Genomic DNA, 12777 nt, shown 5'->3' with positions numbered 1-12777 from the left:
TTGAGCGCAGGGAAGCGCCTCAGGAAACATCCTCTTCCCGCCGCAGGCGATCTGCAGCATCTTCGAGAGCGGTCAGGATGGCCCGCCGCTCTTTCTCGGTGATCTTGTCCGAATCGAGATACATGGCGAAGCCGCTATGTTCGTGTTCCAGGAAGCTTCGGTTGGGCCCCATGTCGCGCCGGAAGTCGACCACTTCGTAAATCGGCACCGGCTTGCCAAAGCCCTTCACGGTAATCTCGCCCTTGTCTCTGCACATGATCTTGTCCTTGATCAGCGCGAAGGTTTCGTAGGAAACGAGGATTTCGCCCGGCTCCGCCAGGGACTCAAGCCGGCTGGCCAGGTTTACTTCCTTGCCGATAATCGTGTAATCCATCCGGTTCTCGGCGCCAAAGTTACCAACCGTGGTATAACCGGTGCTAATTCCCATGCGGATTTCCAGCGGGGTCTTGATGCCCTGGCTGCGCCATTTCTGCCGCATGATTTTCATATGCTTGCGCATCTCGATGGCCATGGAGACACAGGCAAATGCGTCCTCCCTCTGGCCACGGCTGGTTGGGTCGCCAAAGAACACCATGATGGAATCACCAACGAACTTGTCGATGGTGCCGCCATACTTGAGAGCAACTTCCGACATTTCATTGAAGTAGTGATTCAGCAGCTCGGTCAGTGCTTCGGGTTCCATTTCCTCAGACAACTCGGTGAAGCCTTTGATGTCAGAGAAAAACACCGCCAATTTCTTGCGCTGGGTTTCCAGTCTCACGTCCCGCTCACCGGTGAAGATCGACTGCCAGACTTGAGGCGAGAGATATTTGGACAGTTTGTGTGAGAGCGCGATGGACTGCTCCCGCTGGTTCTGGATCTGGGTCTTTGCCAGCATCAACGCCCGTGCCTGCTGGTGGGAATAGTAAGCCGTAACGCAAATATAAAGCCCGGTGGATAAAATCGACACGATACTGGTCAGCAGGGGCGAGTGTGGTCCGTCTGCCGGGCCGACGATAGCAACCGCCCCCGCAATGGAGGCCGCCATGAAGCCGGTGCCCAGGACCCACTGACGGATACCACCAACAATCAGGCAACTGAACATCAGCATCAGTGCAACGGCGAGGGAGGGGATGACGATCAGCCCGATGCAACCAATGAAAGCCCCACCAACCACGCAATCAAATATCAGCATTTTCTGACGGATGCGTGGCGAATTCCTGAGGAAAGTGCGGCGGGTCAGGGCATGGGCGATGTGGGGCCAGGTGAGGGCCCCGGCAACCAGCCAGAGAAGCCATTGCGGAAAGGCGCCCTGTAGAACGCCGGTTACGATAATGGCGGCGGTTGAGGTGTATGCCAGTACCCGGCCATTGTAATCGGGCATCGGGGGAATGGCGATCGGGTTGCCCGCCGCCTCGGACGAGAGGGCCCTGCCAGCTGAGCTACTGGCATTACGCAGGTCTGCCGGGGCACTCATCATTTCAGAAACGGATCCTGCCAATGAGCATGTCGCGGAACATGACCCAGTCACCCATAAGGCTGTACAGTGGATATTTGAAGGTAGCGGGGCGATTTTTTTCAAACTTGAAATGACCAACCCACGCAAAGCCATAGCCTATGACCGGCAAGGCCAGGAGCCACAACAGCTTACCCGAAGCCAGAGCCCATACGGCGACTATCAGGACCAGGAGGCTTCCAGCGAAATGCAAGCGGCGACAGGTGACGTCGCTGTGCTCTTCGAGGTAGTACGGATAAAATTCGGAAAAGTTATTGAAGGTTTGCTGGTTGCTCATTGTGTTGCCACTCAACGTTGTACGACCGCGTCATTTATAATTGTTGGTAGACCCGACTACGACTAAAGGTTAACAGCATTACGTAGAACCCACAATTCACAGCCATGAATTGTGTTCGTACCTATATTTCAACAGTCTTTAAACAGCGAGCAGATATGACCGCAGTTACCGATTTCCTCCTGAACCGCTCCTCTGAACCGAGGCTGGAATCACCCGCGCCGGATTCGACAACCCTCGAAAGGGCCTTTTCCTGCGCGGCGCGTGCACCGGACCATGCACTGCTCAGGCCCTGGCGCTATCTGGTGATCGAGGGTAAAGGCCTTGAAGCCCTGGGAGAGCTGTTTGCGTCCACCTGTGCCAATAACAGCGATGAGAAAGAAATCGAGAAGCTCCGGCGTGCCCCCCTTCGCGCACCCATGGTCATCGTTGGTATCGCGTCGCCCAGGACGCATCCCAAAGTACCGGAAATCGAGCAGGTCATGTCGGCAGCTGCCGGCATGAGTTTTGTTGAGCTTGCCCTTCAGGATGCCGGTTTCGGCGTGATGTGGAGAACAGGCGGCGTTGCCTACCACTCCTCGGTTCACCAGGGGTTGGGCCTGGAAGAGCATGAACAGATTGTTGGCTTTCTCTACACCGGAACGGTCTCGGCATCCAAGCCGTCTGTGCCCAGACCGGCGGTGGACGAGTTTGTGAGCCATTGGCCCTGAGACCTTGTTGAATACCCCCGGCTTCTGCCGGGGGAAGCAGCTTGCCGCTTTTTCTTGCCCTTTTCCTTTCTCCTTTCCCGTAACCGCTACTCGGATTCTCTGCAGGGCCTGCCAACACTGGGTTTCCTGACAAATTAACACCTGACCATAATTCTGGCATTCAGCTTGCTTTAGTCCTGTCAAAGAGCACAGCCGGCAAAAACAGCTCGGCATACCAGTGCAGTTTTCGGGAGGCAACATGGCAATTACGTTTGATTCGGCTCTGGGCATTCATCAACACGCGGTTGAAGCGCGTGTTAAACGCGCCGAAGTGCTGGCAAACAACTTGGCGAACGCCGACACCCCGGGTTTCAAGGCGCGGGATCTGGATTTCCAGGCAATGATGCAGAAGGCCCAGGAGCAGGTCAGCGGATTCCAGATGGCCAAAACCCATGACGCGCACATAGATACCTCGCCATCGGCCTCGGAAAGCGATTTGATGTATCGGGTTCCCCATCAGCCGTCGGTTGACGGCAATACGGTAGACGCCCAGCAGGAGCAGACCCGGTTCATGCGCAACGCCATGGATTTCCAGGCCAGCTTCCAGTTTTTGAACAGCAAGTTCAGCGGTTTGACCAAAGCCCTCAAGGGCGAATAAGCCGCAGTCACAGGATTAGCGAAGGAGAATTGACATGTCACTGGGCAGCATTTTTGACATCGCCGGTTCCGGCATGACCGCGCAATCACTGCGGCTGAATACAACCGCGTCCAACATTGCCAATGCAGAAACGGCGAGTTCCAGCACGGGGGAAACCTATCGTGCCAGGAAGCCGGTTTTCTCGGCGATTCAGCAGTCTCTGATGAATCCCGGGCAGGGAGGCTTGCCCATGGCTGCCGATGAGGGGCCAGGTGCCGGCGTGAGGGTTGACGGTATTGTCGAGAGTGATGCGGAGCTTCAGATGCGTTACGAGCCCCATCACCCGGCGGCCAACGAAGACGGTTATGTCTTCTACCCGAATGTGAATGTGGTCGAAGAGATGGCGGACATGATGTCGTCGTCCAGAAGTTTCCAGATGAATGTGGATGTCATGAACACAGCCAAGTCCATGATGCAGCGCATTCTGACTCTTGGTCAGCAGTAACAGGGTGAGGAGCACAACATGACTGCAGTAAATGCAACAGACGCGTCGGATGTTCTGAGCCAGTACCAGCTGAAGCAACAGAATGGCGGCCAGGGCACCAGCGAGCTGGGCCGGAACGAATTCATGGAATTGATGCTGGCGCAATTGAAAAACCAGAACCCGCTGGAGCCCCAGGACAACGGCGAGTTTATCTCCCAGCTTGCACAGTTCAGCTCACTGGAGGAGATGCAGAATCTCTCCGGCACGGTTGAGGATGTGGTTGGCCAGTTCCGATCCACCCAGGCGCTACAAGCGTCGGCCATGGTGGGTAAAACCGTGCTGGCACCTTCCCAGATCGGGATCCTTGGTGCCGAAGGTGAAATTACCGGAACCATTCAGGTGCCAGCTTCGACAGGTGGGCTCCGCCTGTCCATCGAAGGGCAGAATGGCGAGCGGGTGCGGCAAATCGACATGGGCAGCAGCCAGGCAGGTGTTGTGTCCTTCCGCTGGGACGGCCAGGACGGTAACGGCAATGCCTTGCCGCCTGGGCCCTACCGCATTGTGGCAGAAGCCTCCTATCCAGATGGCCCGCAGCAGCTGGGCACTATGGTGAGCGCTAATGTGGACAGCGTATCCCTGGGCCAGGGCGGCTCGATAACCCTGAATCTTGCAGGCATGGGCTCCATCGCCTTGTCTGACGTGAAACAAATTAACTGAGACCGGTGAAACACCAAGGGGTGAACCATGGCATTTAATACAGGTTTGAGCGGCCTTCGTGCGGCATCGGTGGATCTGGACGTCACCGGCAACAATATTGCAAACGCCAGCACCGTCGGCTTCAAAGGCAGCAAGGCGCAGTTTGGCGATCTATACGCAAGCGGGTTCCTGAGCGCAGGCACCAACCCGATCGGCGACGGTGTCCGGGTTCAGGACGTTAAGCAGTCTTTTGGGCAGGGCAACATCAGCTTCACTGACAATGGCCTGGACATGGCGATTGCCGGCGATGGTTTCTTTATCCTGAACAACGGCGGCGAGATTCGTTATTCCCGCGCAGGACAGTTCGGCATTGATAAGGAAGGCTATGTAACGAACAACCAGAATATGCGGGTACAGGGATACACCGCGGACGAGGACGGCAACTTGTCTGGCATCCGGGGAGATTTGCAGATTGCAACAGACAACCTGGCTCCGAGAAGGACGACAAACCTCGACTCCGATCTGAATCTTGATTCCAGGGAGTCCGTGCTGGAAACCCGTGTTCGGGATGTCGGGCCTCTCACTCTTGCTTCCATACAGGGCGAGAGCTTTGATGTGCAGTATTCGGACGGCTCGCCCGCCTTCAACGTGAATATTGACCCTGCAGCCAGTGCCCGTGAAGCGGCCTCCACTATAAACGATGCGCCTGGATTGAGTGCTTCGGCCACGACGACGGCGACTTTCGACGGCACGCCGGCTCTTGATGACGCCTTCATCTCCGGCGCCAGTTCGTTTTCATTCAGCCTCGATATCAATGGTTCGCCGCTGACCCTGGACACGTCAAATATCAATTCCCTGCAGGATCTGGTTGATTCAATCAACAACTCCAGCGAGACCGCAATTTCCGCCTCGATTGTCACCGGAGGCGGGGGCAGCGATGTTCTGCGAGTGATTCATAACCAGGGTGAGACGCTCGACTTTACCTTTGCCGACGGCAATGGCAACGGCGATACCGGCACCGTCGAAGGTGATGTTAACGTGACTGCGGACCGGTCGGTGGCGGGAATCACATCAACCACCGCTGACAATGATTTTGAGGTTGCGTTCAACGCGTCGCCAATCCGCGTCACCAATCAATTCAATCCGCTGGATCAGCGTACCTATAACCACGCTACATCCACCACGATCTACGACAGCCTGGGTAATTCCCACGAACTCACACAGTTCTTTGTGAAGAATCCGTCCCCAGGCAATGGTGTCGGGGTGAGCGAATGGTCGGTGTATGCCCAGATTGATGGCGAGTTTGTTGGTGGCACCGACGTGACTCCCTACACTGCAAGATTCGATCAGGACGGTGCTCTTCAGTCGATCGATGGCGACCCCAGTGGCGAAATCGTTATTGATGACTGGATACCCAAAGACAGCGACGGCCAGCCAAATGGGGCGGATGGCCCTCCTGCTGCCGGCGAGGTGGTAGTAACACCCATTCCTGAGCCACCGACAACATCGGCTTTTGTGATCAATCTCAGTGGCACAACGCAATATGGCGCTGCGTTTGGCGTGAACGACCAACAGCAGAATGGCTATACTACTGGCCGGCTTTCTGGTCTGGACGTATCGGATCAAGGTGTTCTGTTTGCCCGATACACCAACGGCCAATCCCAGGCTCTGGGCCAGGTCGCGTTGGCCTCGTTCAATAACACCAACGGTCTGTCTCCCGTAGGCGATACGTCCTGGGTGGAAACGTTCGAATCCGGTCAGCCGATCATTGGTGCCCCGGATACCGGCACGCTGGGTTCTATCAAGGCCAGCTCTGTGGAGGAATCCAACGTGGACTTGTCGGCGGAACTGGTTAACCTGATCATCGCTCAGCGGAACTATCAGGCCAACGCCAAGACCATAGAAACCTCTGATGCGGTCACCCAGACCATCATCAACCTCCGTTAATCCCGCAATCTAGCGAAAATGGCATGACTCCTGCAGGAAGACTGGAAACAGTCAAAATTCCGGCAGGAGTTTTCCCATGGACAAAGCCCTCTACATCGGTATGTCTGGTGCCAAGCAGAATATGCTGGCCCAGCAGGCCCATGCCAATAACCTGGCGAACGTCAGTACCACCGGCTTCAAGAAAGACTTCGCCCAGGCCCGCAGTATGCCTGTCTACGGGGAACACCACCCGACTCGTGCCTATGCCATGACAGAGAGGCCCGGCACGGACCTGTCCGCCGGGGCATTGATGGAAACCGGGCGCAAACTGGATGTGGCTGTGGAAGGTGAGGGATGGCTTGCCATTCAGAACGATCAGGGCGAGGAAGTCTTCACCCGTAGTGGCAGTCTCCAGGTGGATGTCAACGGACTGGTGCGCCTTGCCAATGGCGAACTGGTGCTTGGCAACGGTGGGCCGGTCGCGCTGCCTCCTTTTGACAATGTCGAGATTGGCGCCGATGGCACTGTCTCAATTGTTCCTGTCGGTGGGCCACCGGACCAGCTGGTTGAAGTGGACCGGCTGAAGCTGGTCAGCCCGCCGCCGGAAGCCCTCGAGAAAGGTCTTGACGGACACATGCGCCGAAAGCCGGATCAGGCTCTGGATGGGCCCGAGCCACCGGATGCAAACCAGCGGGTTGCCTCAGGATTCCTTGAAAGCTCCAACGTGAACGCGGTGGAAGAGATGATCTCCAACCTCCAGCTGTCCCGGCAATACGAGATGCAGGTGAAGGTAATGACCACCGCGAACGAGAATTCCGAAGCAACGGCACGGCTGTTGCAGAACCTTTAAGTAACGACTGAACACATTGGCCTGGCGGGCCTGAAGCGGCAAAAAATGGCCGCCTGACAGCCCCCGGCAAGGAGTAAGCAGCATGCATCCAGCACTATGGGTCAGCAAGACCGGGTTGAGCGCTCAGGACACCAACATGTCCACCATTTCCAACAACCTGGCGAACGTCAACACCACTGGCTTCAAGCGGGACAGAGCCGTGTTTCAGGATCTTCTGTACCAGATCAACCGGCAGCCGGGTGGCCTGACAACCCAGAACTCGGAACTGCCTTCCGGCTTGCAGTTGGGCACCGGTGTGCGGGTTGTGGGTACGGCCAAGCAATTTTCCCAGGGCAACCTGCAGATTACCGAGCAGCCCCTGGATATGGCCATCAATGGCCGTGGCTTCCTGCAGGTGCAGTTGCCTGATGGCCAGATCGCCTACACCCGCGACGGCCAGTTCCAGCTCAACGCTGATGGCGATGTGGTGAACCCGGATGGCTACCCTCTGGAGCCCGCCATCAACGTGCCGGAGAACGCCACCAATATCACCATTGGTAAAGATGGCACCGTGACGGCGGTAACGGACGATCAGGCAGCACCGGTAAACCTTGGCCAGATTACGTTGGTGGATTTCATCAACCCCCAGGGCCTGCAGGCCATCGGCAACAACCTGTTCAAGGCGACCAACGCGAGTGGCGATCCTGCCGAAGGTGAACCCGGGCTGGCCGGACTCGGCAGTATCGAGCAGGGCTCCGTGGAGTCGTCCAACGTTGAGGTGGTGGAGGAGCTGGTGAACATGATTACCACCCAGCGTGCCTACGAGATGAACTCGAAAGTGGTTTCCACAACCGACCAGATGCTCCAGTTCATCACTCAGAACATCGGCTAATGCGGCCAGAGGTGAGGTCATGAAACTGATGACAACCCATCGGACAGTTCGAAGCGCCAGCACTCTGGTGATTGTGATGCTTCTGATCCTGTTGCAGGGGTGCACAGCGATGAGTCGCCCGCGGGCAGTTCCGGATGACCCGGAGTTTGCGCCGGTTCGCCCCCAGGCCATGATGCAGCGTGATAGCGCTTCGGGGTCTATTTACCAGGTCTCCCGAAACTACAACTTCTACGGCGATACCGTGGCGTTGAACGTGGGTGATGTGCTGACCGTGAATCTGCAGGAATCCACCAGCGCCAGCAAAAATGCCGAGACCAGCATCACCAAGGACAATGAAACGACCTTGCCGAACCCGACCATTCTGGGCAAGGACAACTTTGGGATAAACACGTCGTTCAACCACGAGCGGGATTTCCAGGGCGCGGCAGAAGCAGATCAGAGCAACAGCCTCGCCGGCAGCATCACGGTGACGGTGACCGAAGTATTGCCTAATGGTGTTCTTCGTATTCGTGGCGAGAAATGGCTGTCGTTGACCAATGGTGATGAATACATCCGCCTGACGGGTCTGGTTCGCCCCCAGGACATCCAGCCTGATAACACGGTGGCATCCAATCGCATTGCGGACGCCCGGTTCGCCTATGGAGGCACTGGTGATTTTGACCAGGCAAACCAGATGGGCTGGCTGGCTCGCTTCTTCAACAGTGAGTGGTGGCCGCTATGAGCTTGCGCCGTGTCATTGTCTGGGTTCTTGCCCTGGCTGTGGTTTCTGCCCCGGTTTTGGCAGACCGCCTGAAGGATCTTTCCCGAATCAAGGGTGTCCGCAACAACCAGTTGGTGGGATATGGCCTTGTGGTTGGTCTTGATGGAACCGGTGACAAGGCGCCGTTTACCAATCAGACCTTCAGGAACATGATGAACCAGTTTGGCGTGACGCTTCCGGAAGGCGTCAATCCGAATCTTGCCAATGTCGCGGCCGTTACGGTGAGTGCGACATTGCCGCCCTTCGCCAAAGCGGGGCAGGAAATCGACATCACTGTGTCGTCCATCGGCAACGCCGACAGTCTGCGCGGCGGAACCTTGCTGATGACGTCACTGAAAGGTGCTGATGGACAGGTCTATGCCATGGCCCAGGGCAGTCTGGTGGTGGGTGGCTTCGGCGCACAGGGGCAGGACGGTTCCCGAATCACCGTGAACGTTCCCAGCGTTGGGCGGATTCCCAATGGCGCCACGATTGAGCGGGAGGTGGCTTCGCCATTCAGTCAGGGCGACACCATCACCTTCCATCTGCTGCGCCCGGATTTTACAACGGCTCGCAGGGTGGTCGAGGCTGTCAATGATCGTCTCGGCCCGGATATGGCTTATGCCCACGACGCCACGTCGATTTCCGTCCGCGCACCGCGAGACCCTTCCCAACGGGTCAGCTTTTTGTCGATTCTCGAAAATATCGAGGTTGATCCGGCTCAGGATGCCGCGAAAGTGGTCATCAACAGCCGTACCGGCACCATCGTGGTTGGCCAGAATGTTCAGGTCAGTGCAGCAGCCGTTACTCACGGCAATCTGACGGTGACCATTCAGGAAAACCCCAACGTGGAGCAGCCGAATCCCTTTGCCGGTGGAGACACCGCCATTGAGCAGGATTCCCAGATTGCCATTACCGAGGAGCCGGCACGGATGTTCAAGTTCGGCCCCGCCGTCACCCTGAACGAGATCGTTCAGGCCGTGAACCAGGTGGGTGCGGCGCCTGGTGATGTCATGGCGGTACTTGAAGCCTTGAAACAGGCCGGTGCACTGCGCGCCGAACTGATTGTTATCTAGGTGGCGTGATGCAGGACTACAAGGTTCAACAGGCCCAGGTTTACACTGACTTCAACGGTCTTAATGCGTTGAAGGCCCAGGCTCGCACTGATAAGGAGTCCGCTCTTCGAGAGGTGGCGCGCCAGTTCGAGAGTCTGTTCCTGTCTGAAATGTTGAAGTCCATGCGCAAGGCCGGCGATGTCTTTGCTGAGGGCAACTACCTGAAGAGCAATCAGTCCGAGCTTTACCGGGATATGTTCGACAGCCAGATGAGTCTGACCATGGCTGGGGGCAAGGGCAGTGGCCTTGCGGAGGCACTGGTCCGGCAGTTGAGCAAACAGATTCCCGGCATGAACGATGAAGGAGGCAGGCTCGCTGGCCACAAGGCGAGCCTTGCGGATTACGACCGAAGCCTGCCCGCCCTGAATGCCGAGCTACCCGAGCGGGTTCGGGAGGTAACGTCGGTTGCACAGAAAGCGCCTTCAGCAGTGACGTCGACACCGTCGGACTTGCCGCATCAATTCGAATCTCCGGAGCATTTCGTGGCAGAGCTGCTGCCGGTGGCCGAACGGATTGCCCGGGACTCGGGGATAGACCCGAAACTGATGGTAGCCCAGGCGGCCCTGGAAACAGGCTGGGGCCGGCATATGATCCGTGGGGAGCAGGGCGAGCCCAGTTTTAACCTCTTCGGCATCAAGGCGGACAGCCGCTGGCAGGGTGATGCGGTCTCCATTACCACCACGGAATATCGGGAAGGGCTGCCCATGAAAGAGCAGGCCAGCTTCCGGGCCTACAGGGATTACGAATCCAGCTTCCGGGATTATGTCTCTTTCCTGGAATCCAATCCCCGATACCGGGACGTCCTGTCGGTAGCAGACCAGCCTGAGGTTTTCGCAGAGAAGCTGCAGGAAGCCGGCTATGCAACCGACCCCAACTACGGCAACAAGATCCGCCAGATCATGAACCGTGACTCACTGATGACGCTGTCCATGGGCAGTGACGGGATGAAGGAGTAAAGCTTATGGCAGGGCTCATAGGTATTGGTCTGACCGGCATCCTCAGTCACCAGGCCGCACTGAACACCACTGGCAACAATATAACCAACGCCAACACGCCGGGTTACAGCCGCCAGGAAGTGCTGTTTGAAACCCAGGAAGGCCAGCGCACTGGTGCCGGCACCATAGGCAGCGGCGTGAACGTGGCGGACATTCGCCGCCTGGCCAACGAATACCTGGTTCAACAGGTGCGTGAAGACAGCACCCTGTACGGAGAGCAGGAGGCCCTTAATTCGGAGCTGACCAGGCTTGATAACCTGCTCGGGGGTGAATCTACCGGCCTCAGCAATGCACTGAACAACTTTTTTGCGAGCCTTCAGAATGCCGCGGAAGATCCGACTTCCTTGCCACAGCGCCAGTTGGTCCTGAGTGAGGCACAGCAGGTTGTAAACCGTTTCCAGGCGCTGAACCAGGAATTCATCCAGCAGCGGGAATCCATCAAGACCCAGATGCAGCAGGGTGTGAAAGACGCGAATACCCTGCTGAAAAGCATTGCGGAGCTGAACCTGGCGATTTCTGAATCACCCGGCATTGCCCAGGGGCAAATGCCCAATGAATTGTTGGATAAGCGGGATGAGAAACTGCGGCAGCTGTCGGAGCTTATTAGCATAAAAGTCAGCCCGGCAGACGGTAGCCAGGTTAACGTGTCTCTGTCGAACGGTTTGTCCCTGGTGGTTGGCAGTAACGCTTCGACCCTCGGCACCCGGGAAAATGCCGAAGATCCGACACGTCTGGAGTTCACGCTGAGCAACGGTGGACGCCTCCTCAATATTGATGAACAGATCACCGGCGGCAAGCTGGGCGGTCTCCTGCGTTTCGATACCGAAGGTCTGAAACCGGCATTCGATGAGCTTGGCAGGATTGCCATTGCCCTCTCCGACACCATGAATCACCAGCATGAAATCGGGATGGATTTGGAGGGCGAACTCGGTGGGCTGTTCTTCACAGATATCAATTCGCTCGAGGCGCAACGGAGCCGCGTGGTCCCCAACGGAAATAATGCGCCCTCGACCAACGGACAGTTGGCCGTCGAGATAACCGACAGTTCGGCGCTTCCGGCAGGCCGTTGGACTCTCCAGTTCAGTGGCGATGGGCGAAGCTACGAGTTGATTGATCAGGGTACTGGAAGAACCGTCAATCAGGGCCGGTTGCCCGATCCGCCCCAGTCTGAGATTTCCATGCCCGGTTTCAACATCCGGGTGGAGGGCGGCACGTTCAATGCCGGAGACAAATATCTGATTCAACCAAGCCGGAATGCGGCGGAGAGCATCGGGCTGGTGGTCAATCGGGAGGAGGATCTGGCTTTCGCAAGTCCGGTTCGCGCGACCACCGGCGATGACAATATCGGTACCGGCAAGATTGATCAGGGCACCATGCTTAACGTCAGGAACCCCTTCACCAACTCCCTGTTGCCCGCGTTCCAATCGACCGGGCAACTGGCGAACGGGCCCATTACCGTAACATTCGACGATCCGGGAACCGGCCTGGTGTTCACGGTTACGGACGGCGGTGGAAACCCAATAGGTCCGGCAAACCGGCCCTACACGCCGGGCGTTGCCAATGAGCTGTTCAGCGACAATCCGGCGGATGGTGCCGAGTACCAGGGTTTCCAGTTCAAGATAACGGGCCAGCCGGCTGACGGTGACACCTTCGAGATCAATTACAACTCCAACGGTGTTTCGGACAACAGGAATGCGGAACTGCTGGCGGCTCTTGGCACGGCCAACACTCTGAATGGTGGCAGCCAGAACTTTTCCGAGGGCTATGCCGGGCTTGTTGAAGATATCGGTGTTAAAACACGCCAGAGCCAATTGGATGTGGATGCCGGCAAAACCCTTCTGGAACAGTCGACCAATCAGCGGGAATCTGTATCCGGCGTTAACCTGGATGAGGAAGCCGGCCGCCTGATCCAGTATCAGGCCGCCTACAATGCATCGGCCCAGGTAATGTCGGTAGCCCAGGATTTGTTCAATACCCTGTTACAGAGTTTCCGGTAACGGTTGAGG

General features: G+C 57.1%; 13 protein-coding genes. 11 read left to right on the top strand and 2 right to left on the bottom strand.

Going from position 1 to position 12777, the window contains the following annotated elements:
* Positions 1 to 19: 19 nt before the first annotated feature.
* The gene (locus tag EDB94_RS13700; RefSeq protein WP_108018866.1) at positions 20 to 1459 is read right to left on the bottom strand and encodes an adenylate/guanylate cyclase domain-containing protein; all 1440 of its coding nucleotides are present in this window, start codon (positions 1457 to 1459) and stop codon (positions 20 to 22) included.
* Between the two features lies 1 nt (position 1460).
* Entirely contained in the window at positions 1461 to 1772 is a 312-nt protein-coding gene (locus EDB94_RS13695; protein ID WP_053115004.1) for an Mpo1-like protein, read from the bottom strand.
* A gap of 155 nt (positions 1773 to 1927) precedes the next feature.
* Here EDB94_RS13695 and EDB94_RS13690 point away from each other — a divergent pair, with 155 nt between their 5' ends.
* From EDB94_RS13690 to flgK, 11 genes are all read left to right on the top strand, one after another.
* Positions 1928 to 2479: a nitroreductase family protein gene (locus tag EDB94_RS13690; protein WP_014576882.1), complete on the top strand. Its 552-nt coding sequence runs from the start codon at positions 1928 to 1930 to the stop codon at positions 2477 to 2479.
* Positions 2480 to 2717: 238 nt separating this feature from the next.
* Positions 2718 to 3116, top strand: coding sequence for a flagellar basal body rod protein FlgB (gene flgB, locus EDB94_RS13685; RefSeq protein WP_108018867.1), 399 nt, complete (start codon positions 2718 to 2720; stop codon positions 3114 to 3116).
* 34 nt (positions 3117 to 3150) lie between these two features.
* Positions 3151 to 3600: a flagellar basal body rod protein FlgC gene (gene flgC / locus EDB94_RS13680; RefSeq protein WP_014576884.1), complete on the top strand. Its 450-nt coding sequence runs from the start codon at positions 3151 to 3153 to the stop codon at positions 3598 to 3600.
* A gap of 18 nt (positions 3601 to 3618) precedes the next feature.
* Positions 3619 to 4296: a flagellar hook assembly protein FlgD gene (locus EDB94_RS13675; RefSeq protein WP_108018868.1), complete on the top strand. Its 678-nt coding sequence runs from the start codon at positions 3619 to 3621 to the stop codon at positions 4294 to 4296.
* 27 nt (positions 4297 to 4323) lie between these two features.
* Complete coding sequence (locus tag EDB94_RS13670; protein ID WP_014576886.1) at positions 4324 to 6222, top strand: flagellar hook protein FlgE; 1899 nt, start codon at positions 4324 to 4326, stop codon at positions 6220 to 6222.
* A gap of 76 nt (positions 6223 to 6298) precedes the next feature.
* The gene (locus tag EDB94_RS13665) at positions 6299 to 7051 is read left to right on the top strand and encodes a flagellar basal body rod protein FlgF (protein ID WP_014576887.1); all 753 of its coding nucleotides are present in this window, start codon (positions 6299 to 6301) and stop codon (positions 7049 to 7051) included.
* Between the two features lie 82 nt (positions 7052 to 7133).
* A complete protein-coding gene (flgG, locus tag EDB94_RS13660; protein WP_014576888.1) occupies positions 7134 to 7922 on the top strand; it encodes a flagellar basal-body rod protein FlgG in 789 nt (262 codons plus the stop codon).
* A 28-nt stretch (positions 7923 to 7950) separates the two neighbouring features.
* Positions 7951 to 8643, top strand: a complete 693-nt coding sequence (gene flgH, locus EDB94_RS13655; protein WP_373274848.1) for a flagellar basal body L-ring protein FlgH — start codon at positions 7951 to 7953, stop codon at positions 8641 to 8643.
* Complete coding sequence (locus EDB94_RS13650; RefSeq protein ID WP_014576890.1) at positions 8640 to 9737, top strand: flagellar basal body P-ring protein FlgI; 1098 nt, start codon at positions 8640 to 8642, stop codon at positions 9735 to 9737. Before flgH ends, EDB94_RS13650 begins: the two co-directional genes overlap by 4 nt.
* 8 nt (positions 9738 to 9745) lie before the next feature.
* Entirely contained in the window at positions 9746 to 10732 is a 987-nt protein-coding gene (flgJ, locus tag EDB94_RS13645) for a flagellar assembly peptidoglycan hydrolase FlgJ (RefSeq protein WP_108018869.1), read from the top strand.
* Positions 10733 to 10737: 5 nt separating this feature from the next.
* Complete coding sequence (gene flgK / locus EDB94_RS13640) at positions 10738 to 12768, top strand: flagellar hook-associated protein FlgK (protein ID WP_062784675.1); 2031 nt, start codon at positions 10738 to 10740, stop codon at positions 12766 to 12768.
* Positions 12769 to 12777: the final 9 nt, after the last annotated feature.

Origin of the sequence: Marinobacter sp. 3-2, assembly GCF_003751355.1 — a bacterium.
GTDB classification, from domain to species: domain Bacteria; phylum Pseudomonadota; class Gammaproteobacteria; order Pseudomonadales; family Oleiphilaceae; genus Marinobacter; species Marinobacter adhaerens.
The sequence above is the reverse complement of the archived record's forward strand: the minus strand, read 5'-3'. Positions and strand labels throughout refer to the sequence as shown.